This is a genomic window from Kitasatospora sp. NPDC058965 (genome assembly GCF_042741245.1).
Classification (GTDB): Bacteria; Actinomycetota; Actinomycetes; order Streptomycetales; family Streptomycetaceae; genus Kitasatospora.
The window spans coordinates 18,304-33,358 of record NZ_JBHYKG010000062.1 but is presented as its reverse complement, the minus strand read 5'-3'; the positions used below and the strand labels follow the sequence as shown (position 1 = coordinate 33,358).

Genomic DNA, 15,055 nt, shown 5'->3' with positions numbered 1-15,055 from the left:
ACTTTTGGCACGCTGTTGAGTTCTCAAGGAACGGACGCTTCCTTCGCGCCGCCTTCCGGCAGGCCCTCCGGGCTTCGTTCTTTCGTGTTTCCAGCCTATCAGATGCTTTCCGTTCCGTTTCCGGCTCCGGAATTCATTCCGATGTGCTTTCGCCTTTCGGCGCTCCCGAACTCTAGCAGAGTTTTTCGGCCCGTTTTCCCCGCCCTATTCGAATCGAAGTCCGAACCCTGGGCGGAGCCGCGCGGCCTGCGGGGCAACCCGGAGAACGTTACGCATCCGTCCACCGGGAGTCAAACCGGCCCCGGACAGGTGAACTGTCCGGGGCCGGTGAGTGGCGCAGGGGCGACCGAGGTCACCCGTGTCAGTGCACCTCGGTGATCTCCGGGCCGCGCGCGAACGGGCTGAGGTCGCCGCCGAAGCGCGAGCTGTCGCCCTCGCCCGAGCCGACGCCGCCGTCGGCCACCATCTGGGCGTCCTCGGGGAGCTTGAGCACGATCGGGTCGCGCGGCGCCATCGGCGCCTCACCGCGGACCACGACGGTCTGCTGGAACACCTGCTCCAGGACCGAGGCGGTCTCCGGCTGCACGGCGGCCTGACCGGAGATGACACCGCGCAGGAACCAGCGCGGGCCGTCGCAACCGACGAAGCGCACCAGCTGCACGCCCTGGGTGCCGTCCGGCAGCTGCACCGGGACCTGGGCCCGCAGGTGCCAACCGAGCGGACCCTCCTCCTCCTCGGCCAGCCCGCCCTGGGAGCGGATGCCCTCGGCGATCTCGTCCCGGACCTCGGTCCAGATGCCCTCGGACTTGGGCGCCGCGAAGGCCTGCAGCTGGATGGCGCTGTTGCCGAGCACCAGGGTGGCGGCCACGATCGCGTCGCCGGCCACCTCCACCCGCAGCTCCATGCCCTCGACGCCGGGGATCAGCAGACCGCCGAGGTCGACCCGGCCGTCCTGGGGGCTCTCCAGCTCGGACACGTCCCAGGGGCCGTCGGGACGCGGGGCCGGCGGCAGGCCGACCCGGTCGGCCGGGTCCTCGTCCAGCTCCTCGACATCGGTTTCGCTCTCGGAGCCTGCGGGGTCTTCGACGTCATCGGCCGTCTCGTCGGCGCTGATGGCGTCCTCGGCGAGCTGCTCGACAGCGTCCTCGCTCTTCTGGCGACGACGGAACACGGTCACTGTCCTTCCCGGTCCAAGACCGATGCGAATACCTGCTCGTACCTGCTGGATCGCCGCGGAGCGTACCGCTGCGCGGCACTAGATCGCAGCATGGCCGCCGGTCGACCCGAACCCACCCTCGGCGCGTGCGGACCCGGGCAGTTCTGCCACCTCGTGGAATCGGGCCTTCTCGACCTGCTGGATGACCAGCTGGGCGATGCGGTCCCCACGGCGGAAGCTGACCCGCTCGCGCGGGTCCAGGTTGACGACGATCACCTTGATCTCACCACGGTACCCGGCATCGACCGTCCCTGGGGCGTTCACGAGCGCAACTCCGCAACGAGCTGCCAGCCCGGAGCGCGGGTGGACGAACGCCGCGTAGCCGTCCGGCAACGCGATGGCGATGCCGGTGGGAATAACGGTGCGCTCGCCCGGCTCCAGGTCGGCGTCGACGGCGGCCACCAGATCCGCGCCGGCGTCTCCCGGCTGGGCGTAGCCGGGCAGCGGCAGCTCGGGGTCGAGTCGCCGGATCAGGATGTCGACCGGGGGACGGACGGTGGAACTCACGGATTCACCTCGAAGGCTCTGGCGCGCTTGAACAGGTCGGGGTCGTCCAGGGCGGCCTTGATGTCGGCCGGACGACCGTGCGTGGTGAAGTGTTCCAGCTTCACCTGGACGAAGAGTGCCGCCGCCCGGATCGCGACCGGTCCCTGCGGTCCGCCGATGCGTCCCTCCCCGGCGCAGTAGATCTTGCGGCCGTGGATGCCGGTGACCCGGGCACTGATGTGCAGCACCGAGTCGACCGGGACCGGGCAGAGGAAATCGGTCTCCAACCGTCCGGTCACCGCGGCGGCGTGCAGCAGCCAGTTGAGCGAGCCGAGGGTCTCGTCCATCGCGGTGGTCAGGATGCCGCCGTGGGCCAGGCCGGGCCCGCCCTGGTGCACCGGCTTGACGGTGAACTCGGCGGTGACGTCGACGCCTTCGCCCGCCCGGACGTCGATCTGCAGCCCGGCGCTCTGCTGCGGCCCGCAGCCGAAGCAGTGCACGTAGTGGGAGCCGAGCGAGGTGCCGGGGGCCGGTGCCTCGGGGTGCCGGACCGGGGCGGTCGCGTCCGGGGGCGGCGTGGTGGGAGTGCTGGTGGGGGTCGTGTTCGCGGTCACGAGGTCGACCCTACTCACGAGTAGCCAAGGTGCAACGGTCGGCCGGGAACGAGCCTGGGACACAATGGCGGACATGTACGACGAACGCCTCACCGCGCCCCGTTCCTGGTGGCTGCTGCCGGTCGCGGCCGGTCTGTCACTCGGCCTGATCCTGCTCCGCTTCGGTCCGGTGCCGGGGCTGATCGGCCTGCTGGTCGGGTTCGTCGCCGCGGCGATCGGGCTCAGCTCCTACGGCAGCGCCCGGATCCGGGTGGTGCAGGGCTCGCTGGTGGCCGGCCAGGCGCGGATCCCGCTCTCGGCGCTGGGCGCGGCGCACCCGCTGAACGCTGCGGAGGCGGTGGCCTGGCGCTCGGTCAAGGCTGATCCGCGCGCCTTCATGCTGCTGCGCAGCTACGTCCGGACCGCGCTGCGGGTCGAGGTGGTCGACCCGGCCGACCCCACCCCGTACCTCTACCTCTCCACCCGCGACCCCGAGGCGCTGGCCGCCGCGATCGGCGCCGGGCAGGGCTGAGCCGCAGTCCCCACCACCCGGCAGCGGGTACGGCGAAGGGGCGGTCCGTGGGTACGGACCGCCCCTTCGCCGTGCGTGTGCACCCGCGGTGGCGGGCGCTGGAGCAGCCTCCGGTCCGGGGGTCCGGACCGGGCGGGACGTGGTGCCGAGTCGGCGGCGGTTCCCCGTGAGTTCGCCGCCTGGCTCGGGCCGGTACGGCCCGATGCTCAGTCGCAGTCCCGGCAGATCGGATGACCGTTCTTCTCGCGGGACAGCTGGCTCCGGTGGTGCACCAGGAAGCAGCTCATGCAGGTGAACTCGTCAGCCTGCCGGGGCAGCACCCGGACCGACAGCTCCTCGTTGGAGAGGTCGGCCCCGGGCAGTTCCAGGCTCTCCGCCGAATCGAAGTCCTCGATGTCGACGGTGCTGGACGACTTGTCGTTCCGGCGGGCCTTCAGTTCTTCGATGCTGTCCTCGTTGAGGTCGTCATCGGTCTTGCGTGGGGTGTCGTAGTCAGTCGCCATGTTTCGCTCTCCCCCTCTGGGTGTGTGCGGTATCTCCAGCGCACGTAACGCATGAGGGGCCGGTCTTGTGCCCGACCCGAGGCCGAGATTGTGCCTTACTTCAAGCCCTGTTACTCAATCGACACTCAGCGGGGGGCCCGACCGTGTGATCGGGGCCACCTCCGAGGGGCTTGCGGACAGTGTCCACCCCTGGTGCGTGAACACCTGCCGTCGAATACGGAAGGTGATGGTACGCCCTGCCCCACGAGCCCGCCAGGGCGCCCCCGCGCAGCAAGGAGGCGCTTCGGCCGTGCGCCGGAGCGCGGGCCGGAGCGCCTGATCCCACTACCCACAGCGATCATGCCCGGTCTCCGGATGATCACTCTGCGAGACCGGGCGAACCGTCCCCGTAGAACGGTGTGAGCTTCGTCACGGTGTCCCGCGTATCGGGCGAATGGGTGGGAAACCACCCGCCCGGGAGCCGGTTCAGCCCGCCTTGCGCTCGGCCGCCGCGGCCCGCCGGGCCAGCAGGGCGGCCTGCCGCTCGTCGAACTTGGTGGCCTGGGCGTCCAGGCCCTCCAGGAAGAGGCCGAGCTCCTGCTGGGCGCGCAGGCCGACCGGCCCGAGGCCGGAGACCTCCATCACCTTCAGGTGGCGCAGCACCGGCTGCAGCACGTCGTCGTGGTGGATGCGCAGGTTGTAGATGCCGCCGATGGCGATCTGGGCGGCGGCGCGCTCGAAGCCGGGCATGCCGTGGCCGGGCATCCGGAAGTCGGTCACCACGTCGCGCACGGCCTGCATGGCCTGGTCCGGCGCGATCTCCAGGGCGGCCCGGAGCAGGTTGCGGTAGAAGACCATGTGCAGGTTCTCGTCGTTGGCGATCTTCGCCAGCAGCTGCTCGCAGAGCGGGTCGCCGGCGAAGTGGCCGGTGTTGCGGTGCGAGATCCGGGTGGCCAGCTCCTGGAAGGCGACGTAGGCCACCGAGTGCAGCATGCTGTGCGCGTTGTCCGACTCGAAGCCGGCCGACATGTGGTCCATCCGGGCCCGCTCCAGCGCCACCGGGTCCACCGCGCGGGTCGCCAGCAGGTAGTCGCGGAGGGCTATTCCGTGCCGGCCCTCCTCGGCCGTCCAGCGGTGCACCCAGGTCCCCCAGGCGCCCTCGCGCCCGAACATGGTGGCGATCTCGTGGTGGTAGCTCGGCAGGTTGTCCTCGGTCAGCAGGTTGACCACCAGCGACACCCGGCCCACCGGGGTGACCTTGGACTGGCTCACGTCCCACGCCTCGCCGTCCAGCACCCCGTCGAAGTCGCGGCCCTGGCTCCACGGGACGAACTCGTGCGGCATCCACTCCTTGGCGACCTTCAGGTGGCGGTTCAGCTCGGTCTCGACCACCTCCTCCAGGGCCAGGATCAGGCGGGCGTCGGTCCACGCGGTCGAGCCGGCCGAGGCGGTGCGCTGTACGGGGGCGATGGTCACGGCGGTGGCTCCTGACGGGTGGGACACAGGTGGAGGCGTCGGTACGGGAGAAACGGACTTACGCTTCCGTACCTTACGGCAGCGTAGGTTACGGCAGCGTAAGTAAACCCGGGGGGAAATGACAAGCGCCCTGCGCGTTCCTTCCCGCAGGTGGGAAGGGTGCACAGGGCGCTTGCGCGACGCTTGCGGCCTCAGGCGCCGGGGATTCGTACCCGCATGACCAGCCCGCCGCCGGGCCTCGGCACCGCCTCGATGGCGCCGCCGTGCGCCCGCACCACCGAGCGGACGATGGACAGGCCCAGACCCACGCCCTTGTCGCTGCGGGTCCGGTCCGCGCCCTTGACCCGGCGGAACGGTTCGAAGATGTGCTCCAGCTCGTAGCCGGGCACCACCGGGCCGGTGTTGGTCACCACCAGCTCCCCCACGCCGCCGGGTCCGGGCGCCGAGGTGATCTCCACCCAGCCGTCCGGCAGGTTGTAACGGACCGCGTTCTGCAGCAGGTTGAGCGCGATCCGCTCCAGCAGGACGCCGTTGCCCGCCACCGCGACGGGGTGCAGCTCGGAGCGGATCTCCACCTCCCGGCCGACCGCCTCGGCGCGGGTCTGCTCGATCGCCCGCGCGGCCACCTCGGCCAGCTCCACCGGCTTGCGGTCGAGCAGCTCGTTGTCGCTGCGGGCCAGCAGCAGCAGGCCCTCCACCAGCTGCTCGCTGCGCTCGTTGGTGGCCAGCAGGGTCTTGCCGAGCTGCTGCAGGTCGGGCGAGGCGGCCGGGTCGGCCAGCTGCACCTCCAGCAGCGTGCGGTTGATCGCCAGCGGGGTGCGCAGCTCGTGCGAGGCGTTGGCGACGAAGCGCCGCTGCGAGTCGAACGAGCGGTCCAGCCGGTCGAGCATGTCGTCGAAGGTGTCGGCGAGCTCCTTGAGCTCGTCGTCCGGGCCGTCCAGCTCGATCCGCCGGTGCAGGTCGGAGCTGGCCACCTCGCGCGCGGTGCGGGTGATCCGGCCCAGCGGGCGCAGCACCCGGCCGGCCATCGCGTAGCCGGCCGCGAACGCGATGACCGCCAGCGCCACCAGGATGGTGAGCGACTTGCGCAGCAGCGAGTCCAGCTCGCTGTGCGCGTTGGCCGTCTGCATGGCGCGCAGCTGCGCGTTGAACTGGTCCCCGGTTATCGGCATGCCGTTGAACTTCAGGCTGACCCCGGGGTCGACGGTGATGTTCGGCAGCACGCTGCTGTCCTGCAGCGCCTGCCGGACCACCACGTACATGATCAGCAGCAGCAGCACCCCGGCCATCAGGAACATCCCGCCGTACAGCAGGGTGAGCCTGATCCGGATGGTCGGGCGGAACGGCAGCCAGCTCAGGCCGTCGCCGGGGCCGAAGGAGGAGTCGCCGTGCGGCGGATAACTGGGGCGCGGTGGGTGGACGGGCCGCGGCGGCACCGCGTGCGGACTGCCGGGGGGCCCGCCGGCAGTGGGCGGGGTGGTCATCGAAGTCATCCCTCTGGTGGGGGTCCTGCGGAACGGGTCAGATCCGGTAGCCGGAGCCGGGCACGGTGACGATCACGGCGGGGTCGCCCAGCTTGCGGCGCAGCGTCATCACGGTCACCCGCACCACGTTGGTGAACGGGTCGGTGTGCTCGTCCCACGCCTTCTCCAGCAGTTGCTCGGCCGAGACGACGGCGCCGCCGGCCCGCATCAGCACCTCCAGCACCGCGAACTCCTTGGGTGCCAGCTGGATCGAGCGCCCGTCGCGCAACACCTCGCGCCGGCCCGGGTCGACGGTGATGCCGGCCCGCTCCAGCACCGGGGGCAGCGGGACGGTGGCGCGGCGGCCCAGGGCGCGCACCCGGGCCACCAGTTCGCTGAAGGCGAACGGCTTCGGCAGGTAGTCGTCCGCGCCGATCTCCAGGCCCTCGACCCGGTCGCTGATGTCGCCGGAGGCGGTCAGCATGATCACCCGGGTGGCCAGGCCCTGCTCGACCACGCTGCGGCAGACGTCGTCCCCGTGCACCAGCGGCAGGTCGCGGTCCAGCACCACCACGTCGTAGTCGTTGACGGCGATCCGCTGCAGCGCGGCCTCGCCGTCGTACACCACGTCGACGGCCATGGCCTCCCGGCGCAGGCCGGTGGCCACGGCTTCGGCGAGCAGCTGCTCGTCCTCGACGACTAGAACCCGCACAGCGGTGGTCCCTTCTCTGGGGCGCGCGGCGCGGGAGGGTCCCGAACGCGGGCCTGCGACTGACGACGGTGCTCTCCATCCTGCCTGGTCCGCCGGTAAAGCAGCGGTAAGTCACCGGCCGCCCGCCCCCGTCCGCCGCACCGGCGGGCGAGTCCCGCATGTGACGGCGGCAACTTTCCAGGGTTTCTCGCGGCCCGCAGGTTTCCCGCCCGGGAACCGGGGGAGGACGAATGGCACACCCGCGATCACGCCGTCAGGCAGTCGCATCCACCCGCCGTGCGTTCCATCCGCACTGGCCGGGGGTTCGCAAGCAGTCCAACGAGCGGCCGACGGCCGCACCTGCATCCGCTCGGAGCCAGCCGATCGGACGGACGCAGGCGTTGGAGCAACCGCCCTCCCGACCAAGGAACGCTCGACCGCGCACGTCCGACACCGTAAGGGGGTCTGCCGCATGGACGCCTTCACCGCCGGAATCCTGCAGCGTATAAGGAACGCCGAGCAGGATCTGCACCGTGCACTCGAGTCCGGGGACGAGTTCCTCGCCGAGGTCGAACAGTCCGAACTGGAAGACCTGCGCCGGATCGCCGCCGAGCACGGTGTCGACCCGGTCCTCTCGCTGCCCCGCAGCGCCTGACCCGGCGCCCGCCTCGCGCGGCGCTTCCTGCCACGGGCCGGACGACCGGCCCCGAACACGTGACGAACCCCGGCGCGGTCCTCCGCGCCGGGGTTTGCTCTTCGCTCGTCCGGTCCCGCTCAGTCGTGCCAGGCGCCGAGCTCCTCCAGCCTGGCCTGCAGCGGCTCGAAGACGCCGGGGGCGGCGGCCACCACCAGCTCGCCGGAGGCCGGGCTGCCCGGGCGCCCGCCGGTCAGCGCGCCGGCCTCGCGGGCGATCAGGCCGCCGGCCGCCAGGTCCCACGGCTGCAGGCCGCGCTCGTAGTAGCCGTCCAGCCGGCCCGCGGCCAGGTCGCACAGGTCGACCGCGGCCGCGCCGCCGCGCCGGATGTCGCGCACCTGCGGCATCAGCCCGTGCAGCACCCCGGCCTGGTGCACCCGCACCGGCTGCACGTAGTTGAACCCGGTGGCGATCAGCGCCTGGCCCCAGACCGGAGCCGGCCGCACCGCCAGCGCCCGCCCGTCGCACTGGGCACCACGGCCGCGCACCGCCTGGAACAGCTCGCGGCGGGCCGGCGCCGCCACCACCCCGACCACCACCTCGCCGTCCAGCTCGGCGGCCACGCTCACTCCCCAGTTGGGCTGCCCGTACAGGTAGTTGACGGTCCCGTCGAGCGGGTCGACGATCCAGCGCACGCCGCTCCCGCTCGGCCGCTCGGTGCCCTCCTCGCCCAGGTAGCCGTCCAGCGGGCGGCGGCCGGTGATCAGCTCCACGATCAGCTTCTCGGAGGCCAGGTCCATCTCGGTCACCACGTCGACCGGGCTGCTCTTGGTGGCGGCCACGCCCAGGTCGGCCGGTCGGCCGTCGTGCAGCAGTTCGGCGGCCCGGCGGGCGGCCTCCAGTGCGAGGGCGAGCAGTTCGTCCAGCAGGGCGGCGTCGGGTGCGGTCTGGTCGGACACGGTTCTCCTCAACTCGGCTTGGCGGTCAGGCCTCGGCCTGGGCGGCGGCCGGGCGCGGGGCCCGGGGGTTGGGGCAGCAGGCGACGGCGCAGCGGTCCTGGCCGGGCCCGAGGGCGCCGAGCGTGCAGCGGGGCACCGGCTCGCCGCGCTCGGCGGCCGCCCGCTCCAGCAGCAGCTCGCGCACCGCGGCGGTGAACCGCGGGTCCGCGCCGACCGTGGCGGCCCGGGCCACCGGCAGGTCCAGCTCGGCGGCCCTGGCCACCGCCTCGGTGTCGAGGTCGTACTTGACCTCCATGTGGTCCGAGACGAAGCCGATCGGCACCATCACCACGGCAGCCGCGCCCGCCTGCTGACGGTCCGCCAGGTGGTCGCAGATGTCCGGCTCCAGCCACGGGACGTGCGGGGCGCCGGAGCGCGACTGGTAGACCAGCTGCCAGGGGCGGTCCGCCACCCCGGTGGCCTCGGCGACCGCGGCGGCGATCAGGCCCGCCACGTCCAGGTGCTGGGCCACGTAGGCGCCGCCCGGGGTGCCGCGGGCCGGGTCGTCCGGGGCGCCGGAGGCCTCGGCCATCGCGGTCGGGATCGAGTGGGTGGTGAAGGCCAGCTCCGCGCCCGCGCGCAGCGGGGCCGGCAGCTCGGCGAGCGCGGCCAGGGTGGCCTCGATCATGGGTTCGACGAAGCCGGGGTGGTTGTAGAAGTGCCGCAGCTTGTCCACGGCCAGCCCGGACCGGCCCTCGGCGGCCAGGGTGGCCAGCGCGTCGGCCAGGTTCTCCCGGTACTGGCGGCAGCCCGAGTAGCCGGCGTAGGCGCTGGTGGCCAGCACGGCGATCCGGCGGTGGCCGTCGTCGGCCATCTCGCGCAGCGTGTCGACCAGGTAGGGGGCCCAGTTCCGGTTGCCCCAGTAGACGGGCAGCTCCAGACCGTGCTCGGCGAAGTCCTTGCGCAGCGCGGCCAGCAGCTCGCGGTTCTGCGCGTTGATCGGGCTGACCCCGCCGAACAGGAAGTAGTGCTGCCCCACCTCGGCCAACCGCTCCTTGGGGATGCCGCGGCCGCGGGTGACGTTCTCCAGGAACGGCACCACCTCCTCGGGGGCCTCCGGCCCGCCGAAGGAGAGCAGCAGCAGCGCGTCGTAGGGGGCCGGGCCCCCGGCAGTCGAGTCAGCCATGGCCCCGATCCTGCCACTGCCGCGCGGGCCCGCAGGGCAGGCCCCGGGATCCGGGCTCGTCCGGTGTATTCCGTTTGCCAAAGTTCGTAAGCTGTCTTAGTTAGGAATGTTCCTTACGCCTGACCGCCCCGCCCTGACGAACGTCCCGGAGACCCCGTGCTGTCCAGCTACCGCCAGATCTTCGCCGCGCCCGGCAGCCTGGCCTTCTCGGCCACCGGCTTCCTGTCCCGGCTGCCGATCTCGATGACCGGCATCGGGGTGGTGACCATGCTCTCCCTGCTGCGCGGCTCCTACGGGGTGGGCGGCGCGGTCTACGCGACCATGGCGCTGGCCGCGGCGGCGATGGGCCCGCAGGTCTCCCGGCTGGTCGACCGGTACGGGCAGCGCCGGGTGGCCCGCCCGGCCACCGCGCTCGCGGTGCTGGCCGGGGCCGCGATGCTGGTCTGCGCCCGGGCCGGTGCGCCGGACTGGACCTACTTCCTGTGCGCGGTGCCGATGGGCGCCATGCCGAGCACCGGCGCGCTGGTCCGGGCCCGCTGGGCGCTGCTGTACCGGGACGACCCCGCCAAGCTGCACACCGCCTACGCGTTCGAGTCGGTGGTCGACGAGATCATCTTCATCGTCGGCCCGACCCTCTCGATCGGGTTGGCCACCGCGCTCTTCCCGGAGGCCGGCGTGCTGCTGGCCGCGGTCTTCCTGGCCGTCGGGGTGGCGCTGTTCACCGCCCAGCGGAGCACCGAGCCGCCGGTGCACCCGGCCGCCCGGCGCTCCGGCGGCAGCGCGATCCGCTCGGCCGGCCTGCGGGTGCTGGTGCTGACCTTCGTGGCCACCGGCGCGATCTTCGGCTCGGTCGAGGTGGTCACCGTCGCCTACGGCCGTGCCCAGGGGCACACCGGCGCCTCCAGCCTGGTGCTGGCGGTGTACGCGCTCGGCTCGGGCCTGGCCGGGGCCGTCTTCGGTGCGCTGCGCCCGCGCGGCTCCGCCGCCCGGCGGTTCCAGGTGGGGGTGGGCGTGATGGCGGTGACCATGGTGCCGCTGGTGGCGGCCGCGGCGCTGTGCAGCGGCGTGGTCGGGATGCTGGCGGTGGGCGGCGCCCTGTTCGTCTCCGGCCTGACCATAGCGCCGACCATGATCACCACGATGGGCCTGGTGGAGCGCCTGGTGCCCGCCGCCCAGCTGACCGAGGGGATGACCTGGACCACCACCGGGCTGGCCCTCGGGGTGGCCGGCGGCTCCTCGCTGGCCGGCCTGGTGGTGGACGCCGCCGGGGCCGCGGCCGGCTACTGGGTCCCGCTGGCCGCCGGCCTCTTCGGCCTGCTGGTCGCCCTGGCCGGGGGCCGCCGGCTGCGCCCGGCCGCCCGCACCGCCGTCCCGGAGCCGGCGGTGGCCGCGCGCTGAACGCGTCGGCGGCGGCCGTAGACCCGCCCGCGGCCGGTGGCTAGGCTCCCTACCCACTGGTAGACCGGCACCCCGGTGCCCATCGCAGGAGGCGCCCCGCATGCCCGCCACCGTCAGCAACGGCCGCTGGACCAACTGGGCCGGCAACCAGAGCGCCACGCCCGCCAGGATCGCCGCCCCCACCTCCGCCGAGGAGCTGGCCGCCGTGGTCCGCCGGGCCGGCGAGGAGGGCCTGCCCGTCAAGGCGATCGGCTCCGGGCACTCCTTCACCGCCGTCGCCGCCGCCGAGCAAGCCGTGCTGATCCGCCCCGAGGGCCTGGACGCGGTGCGCGAGCTGGACCGTGCGGCGGGCACCGTCACCGTCGAGTCCGGGCTGCCGCTGTCCCGGCTCAACCGGCTGCTGGCCGAGGCCGGGCTCTCGCTGACCAACATGGGCGACATCGAGGTCCAGACGGTGGCCGGCGCCACCAGCACCGGCACCCACGGCACCGGGCGCGACTCCGGCTCGCTGGCCGCCCAGCTCCGGGCCGTGGAGATCGTGCTGGCCGACGGCAGCGTCCAGCACTGCTCGGCCACCGAGCAGCCCGAGCTGTTCCAGGGCGCCCGGCTGGGCCTGGGCGCGCTCGGGGTGGTCAGTGCGCTCACCTTCGCGGTGGAACCGGCCTTCCTGCTCACCGCGCAGGAGGCGCCGATGACCTTCGACCGGGTGCTGGCCGACTTCGACGAGCTCAGCCGGGTCAACGAGCACTTCGAGTTCTACTGGTTCCCGCACACCGACCGGTGCAGCACCAAGCGCAACAACCGCAGCCAGGGCCCGGCCGCCCCACTGCCGGCGGTCAAGGCCTGGCTGGAGGACGACTTCCTGTCCAACACGGTGTGGGAGGGCGCCTGCCGGATCGGCCGGGCCTTCCCCCGCACCGTCCCCGCCATCGCCGCGGTGGCCAGCCGCGCCTGGTCCGAGCGGACCTACACGGACGTGGCCCACAAGGTCTTCACCAGCCCGCGCAAGGTGCGCTTCGTCGAGATGGAGTACGCGGTGCCGCGCGCGGCGGCCACCACGGTGCTGCGCGAGCTCAAGCGGCTGGTGGACCGCGGCGACTGGCGGATCAGCTTCCCGGTGGAGGTGCGCTGCGCCCCCGCCGACGACCTGTGGCTGTCCACCGCGAGCGGGCGCGACACCGTCTACATCGCCGTCCACCTGTACCGGGGCACCGCCGACCAGGGGTACTTCGCCGCGGTGGAGCAGCTGATGACGGCGCATCAGGGCCGCCCGCACTGGGGCAAGCTGCACACCAGGGACGCCGCCTACCTGGCCGGGGCCTACCCTCACTTCACCGACTTCACCGCGCTGCGCGACCGGGTGGACCCGCAGCGCCGGTTCGCCAACGCCCACCTGCGCCGGGTGCTGGGCGACTGACCGTGCCTCAGGGGGAGGCCGGCGCGGACCGGTCGTTCCCGGTCGGCGGCGCCGGCGGCTGCGGGACCGGCGTGCTCGCCCCGGGGCCGGGCGACGCGTCGGCCGAGGCCCCCGGCGAGGTGCTGGGTGAGGGGCTGGGGCTCGGGCCGGCACCGGGGCTGCCGGTCGGCGCGGGGGTGGTGGTGCCGGTCGACGGACTCGTGACCGGCGGGACCGGGGCGGTGCTCGGGTCGCCGGAGGCGCTGCCGGCCGGCTTCGGCGCCGGCGTCGGACCGGGCGCCGGGTCGGACCGGTCCGTGCGGCCGGGCAGGATCGAGGTGCCGCCGCCCTGCTCGCCGGTGGTGATCGCGTGCATGTTCCTGCCGGAGGCCAGCTCGACGACCACGATCGGCGCCATCGCCAGCACGAAGACCAGCGCCGAGGCCACCGCGTAGCCGCGCCACCCCCAGCGGCGCCCCGCCCGCTGCACCGGCGACGCGTGCCACCCGCCGTCGGCCGGCGCACCGTCAGGTCCGGCGCCGGCCGGTGCCGCACGGTCGGGCCGCCAGGCGGCCGGCAGCGGCGCGGTGGCGGCGGCGGGCGCCTGGCGCAGCTCGTTCACGGTCTGTCCCGGGCCGGCGCCGACCGCCTCGCGCAGTTGTTCGCCGGTGCGTTTGAAGGCGTGGTGGAAGACCGCACTGCCGACCGTGGCGCCGACGCTCACCACGGCCGCGCCGATGATCGTGCCGTAGACCCCGAGTTCCGAGGCGAGCACCGCGCCGACCACCGCCGCCAGGGCGCTGGCGACCACCTGGGCCATGCTCAGGTCGATCCGCCGTCCGTTCTTCGCCGCTCCGGCCCGCTCGGCCATTCCGCTCCTCGCCAGCTTTCCTCGTATCTCGTCAGGTCCGCGTTCGGCGGCCCCTCGGCACGTCAGCCGTTCCCAGAAGAACGCCCATTGTGCACATAGAAGGACACAAGGGTCGAAAATCCGGTTCTTTGCGGTCGATATATGTGAAGATGATCACCGTCAGCTGATCGATGGTCCGCCAATGGAGTCCCCCCTCTTGAGATTCCCGTGAATCGCGGGAGACTTGAGCGGCGAGCCGCCCCTGTGGATGCCACGAATGGAGTACTGTTCGTGGGGTCTGAGCCTTCGGTCATCCTCTCGACTGCTTTTCACGGGCAGGCGGGAACCGGCCGGAGAACCGGGCACGCACGGCGGCGCTCGACCCGAACCGTCGCTCCACATCCACGTGCGGGGAACGGCCCGGGCGGTACTGACGCGGCGTCATCAGGGCGACGCGGCGAACAGGCCACCGTGCCACAGCGGCATGATCGGACCCAAGTCCGACACGCCGGAGAACTCTGCAAGGTTGTGGCAAGTCGACAGTGGGCAGGCCACACTCAGTACGGGAGCAGCGACGCAGGTGACGTCGGCAGGCACCACCCGGGAGGTAACCGTGCCCGAACTGCGGGTTGTGGCCGTCAGCAACGACGGCACACGGCTGGTGCTCAAGGCTGCCGACAGCACGGAGTACACCCTCCCGATCGACGAACGGCTGCGCGCCGCCATCCGCGGCGACCGACCGCGTCTGGGGCAGATCGAGATCGAGGTGGAGAGCCACCTCCGCCCCCGCGACATCCAGGCGCGGATACGAGCCGGCGCCTCCGCCGAGGAGGTCGCCCAGGCCGCCGGCATCTCGGTGGACCGGGTGCGCCGCTTCGAGGGCCCGGTGCTGGCCGAGCGCGCCTTCATGGCCGAGCGCGCCCGCAAGACCCCGATCCGCCGCCCCGGCGAGTCCACCGGACCGCAGCTGGGTGAGGCCGTCGCCGAGCGCCTGGTCCTGCGCGCCGCCGAGAAGGACACCGAGCGCTGGGACTCCTGGCGCCGCGACGACGGCACCTGGGAGGTCGTCCTCTCCTACCGTTCGGACGGCGAGGGCCGCACCGCGAGCTGGATCTACGATCCGCCGCGCCGCCTGGTGCAGCCGAACGACGACGAGGCCCGCGCGCTGATCGGCGAGAGCGTCGAGCGCGAGGAGGAGTCGGTCTTCCCGTTCATCCCGCGGATCGCCCGGCTCCCCCAGGACCGCCCGCACCGCCCGATGATCGAGCGCCCCTCGGCCGACCGGATCATGTCGCCGCCCGAGCGGCTGCCGGCCCGGGAGGCGCGCGAGGCCGTGGCCGCCGCCGGTGCCGAGCGCGATTCGCTGACCAGCCTGCTGGACGTGGTCCCGGCCTTCCGGGGCGACCTGACGGTGGGTCCGTCCGCGATCGAGGCCGCTCCGGTGGAGGAGGCCCACGAGGTCGAGGAGCCCGCGGCGGCCGCCGCCGCACCCGCGGTCGGGGCCGGCTCGGCCTACGCGGACATCCTGATGCCGCGCTCGGTCGCACCGCACCGCGAGCGACTGGTCGGCACCACCGACCGCCAGGCCGAGGCGGACGGGGTGCGCCCGGGCCGCCGGGCCACCGTGCCCAGCTGGGACGAGATCGTCTTCGGCAGCCGGCGCAAGAAGCAGGAGTAGTCGGACCTGCGGAAGGGGCCGCCCGGTCGTCCCGGG

General features: G+C 73.0%; 15 protein-coding genes. 5 read left to right on the top strand and 10 right to left on the bottom strand.

What is annotated here, in order from left to right; genetic code table 11:
* Positions 1–361 precede the first annotated feature (361 nt).
* The 3 genes from ACFW1A_RS13475 to ACFW1A_RS13465 all read right to left on the bottom strand — a co-directional run bounded on the left by ACFW1A_RS13475 (position 362) and on the right by ACFW1A_RS13465 (position 2,316).
* The gene (locus ACFW1A_RS13475; RefSeq protein WP_380408370.1) at positions 362–1,177 is read right to left on the bottom strand and encodes a DUF3710 domain-containing protein; all 816 of its coding nucleotides are present in this window, start codon (positions 1,175–1,177) and stop codon (positions 362–364) included.
* Between the two features lie 78 nt (positions 1,178–1,255).
* On the bottom strand, positions 1,256–1,723 hold the full coding sequence (gene dut / locus ACFW1A_RS13470) for a dUTP diphosphatase (protein ID WP_380408368.1): 468 nt from the start codon (positions 1,721–1,723) through the stop codon (positions 1,256–1,258).
* Positions 1,720–2,316 carry a PaaI family thioesterase gene (locus ACFW1A_RS13465; protein ID WP_380408366.1) on the bottom strand — a complete coding sequence of 199 codons (597 nt, stop codon included), beginning with the start codon at positions 2,314–2,316 and terminating at the stop codon, positions 1,720–1,722. The genes dut and ACFW1A_RS13465 overlap by 4 nt, the downstream gene beginning before the upstream one ends.
* 73 nt (positions 2,317–2,389) lie before the next feature.
* Here ACFW1A_RS13465 and ACFW1A_RS13460 point away from each other — a divergent pair, with 73 nt between their 5' ends.
* Complete coding sequence (locus tag ACFW1A_RS13460) at positions 2,390–2,827, top strand: DUF3093 domain-containing protein (protein WP_380408364.1); 438 nt, start codon at positions 2,390–2,392, stop codon at positions 2,825–2,827.
* A 206-nt stretch (positions 2,828–3,033) separates the two neighbouring features.
* Here the strand turns inward: ACFW1A_RS13460 and ACFW1A_RS13455 are convergent, their stop codons facing one another.
* The 4 genes from ACFW1A_RS13455 to ACFW1A_RS13440 all read right to left on the bottom strand — a co-directional run bounded on the left by ACFW1A_RS13455 (position 3,034) and on the right by ACFW1A_RS13440 (position 6,960).
* Positions 3,034–3,330, bottom strand: a complete 297-nt coding sequence (locus ACFW1A_RS13455) for a DUF4193 domain-containing protein (protein WP_380408362.1) — start codon at positions 3,328–3,330, stop codon at positions 3,034–3,036.
* A 465-nt stretch (positions 3,331–3,795) separates the two neighbouring features.
* Entirely contained in the window at positions 3,796–4,785 is a 990-nt protein-coding gene (locus ACFW1A_RS13450; RefSeq protein WP_380408360.1) for an acyl-ACP desaturase, read from the bottom strand.
* Between the two features lie 191 nt (positions 4,786–4,976).
* Positions 4,977–6,269: a sensor histidine kinase gene (locus tag ACFW1A_RS13445; RefSeq protein ID WP_380408358.1), complete on the bottom strand. Its 1,293-nt coding sequence runs from the start codon at positions 6,267–6,269 to the stop codon at positions 4,977–4,979.
* Positions 6,270–6,306: 37 nt separating this feature from the next.
* Complete coding sequence (locus ACFW1A_RS13440; RefSeq protein WP_380408356.1) at positions 6,307–6,960, bottom strand: response regulator transcription factor; 654 nt, start codon at positions 6,958–6,960, stop codon at positions 6,307–6,309.
* A 451-nt stretch (positions 6,961–7,411) separates the two neighbouring features.
* Between ACFW1A_RS13440 and ACFW1A_RS13435 the strand changes: the two genes are divergently transcribed.
* Positions 7,412–7,594, top strand: coding sequence for a hypothetical protein (locus ACFW1A_RS13435; protein WP_380408354.1), 183 nt, complete (start codon positions 7,412–7,414; stop codon positions 7,592–7,594).
* 119 nt (positions 7,595–7,713) lie between these two features.
* Here the strand turns inward: ACFW1A_RS13435 and ACFW1A_RS13430 are convergent, their stop codons facing one another.
* Both ACFW1A_RS13430 and ACFW1A_RS13425 read right to left on the bottom strand, forming a co-directional pair.
* Positions 7,714–8,532 carry an inositol monophosphatase family protein gene (locus tag ACFW1A_RS13430; RefSeq protein ID WP_380408352.1) on the bottom strand — a complete coding sequence of 273 codons (819 nt, stop codon included), beginning with the start codon at positions 8,530–8,532 and terminating at the stop codon, positions 7,714–7,716.
* A gap of 25 nt (positions 8,533–8,557) precedes the next feature.
* Complete coding sequence (locus ACFW1A_RS13425) at positions 8,558–9,697, bottom strand: ferrochelatase (RefSeq protein WP_380408350.1); 1,140 nt, start codon at positions 9,695–9,697, stop codon at positions 8,558–8,560.
* 156 nt (positions 9,698–9,853) lie between these two features.
* Between ACFW1A_RS13425 and ACFW1A_RS13420 the strand changes: the two genes are divergently transcribed.
* Both ACFW1A_RS13420 and ACFW1A_RS13415 read left to right on the top strand, forming a co-directional pair.
* Positions 9,854–11,095 (top strand): MFS transporter, encoded by a 1,242-nt coding sequence (locus tag ACFW1A_RS13420; RefSeq protein WP_380408348.1) that lies wholly within the window; start codon positions 9,854–9,856, stop codon positions 11,093–11,095.
* Between the two features lie 100 nt (positions 11,096–11,195).
* Complete coding sequence (locus ACFW1A_RS13415; RefSeq protein WP_380408346.1) at positions 11,196–12,512, top strand: D-arabinono-1,4-lactone oxidase; 1,317 nt, start codon at positions 11,196–11,198, stop codon at positions 12,510–12,512.
* Between the two features lie 7 nt (positions 12,513–12,519).
* Here the strand turns inward: ACFW1A_RS13415 and ACFW1A_RS13410 are convergent, their stop codons facing one another.
* Positions 12,520–13,362, bottom strand: coding sequence for a hypothetical protein (locus ACFW1A_RS13410; protein WP_380408344.1), 843 nt, complete (start codon positions 13,360–13,362; stop codon positions 12,520–12,522).
* 559 nt (positions 13,363–13,921) lie between these two features.
* Here ACFW1A_RS13410 and sepH point away from each other — a divergent pair.
* The gene (sepH, locus tag ACFW1A_RS13405; RefSeq protein WP_380408342.1) at positions 13,922–15,019 is read left to right on the top strand and encodes a septation protein SepH; all 1,098 of its coding nucleotides are present in this window, start codon (positions 13,922–13,924) and stop codon (positions 15,017–15,019) included.
* Positions 15,020–15,055 lie beyond the last annotated feature (36 nt).

Excerpts from the sequence above, each read along its gene's own strand:
- ACFW1A_RS13460 (WP_380408364.1), top strand. The coding sequence starts at position 2,390 with ATGTACGACGAACGCCTCACCGCGCCCCGTTCCTGGTGGCTGCTGCCG.
- ACFW1A_RS13455 (WP_380408362.1), bottom strand. The coding sequence starts at position 3,330 with ATGGCGACTGACTACGACACCCCACGCAAGACCGATGACGACCTCAAC.
- ACFW1A_RS13445 (WP_380408358.1), bottom strand. The coding sequence starts at position 6,269 with ATGACCACCCCGCCCACTGCCGGCGGGCCCCCCGGCAGTCCGCACGCG.
- ACFW1A_RS13435 (WP_380408354.1), top strand. The coding sequence starts at position 7,412 with ATGGACGCCTTCACCGCCGGAATCCTGCAGCGTATAAGGAACGCCGAG.
- ACFW1A_RS13425 (WP_380408350.1), bottom strand. The coding sequence starts at position 9,697 with ATGGCTGACTCGACTGCCGGGGGCCCGGCCCCCTACGACGCGCTGCTG.
- ACFW1A_RS13415 (WP_380408346.1), top strand. The coding sequence starts at position 11,196 with ATGCCCGCCACCGTCAGCAACGGCCGCTGGACCAACTGGGCCGGCAAC.
- ACFW1A_RS13410 (WP_380408344.1), bottom strand. The coding sequence starts at position 13,362 with ATGGCCGAGCGGGCCGGAGCGGCGAAGAACGGACGGCGGATCGACCTG.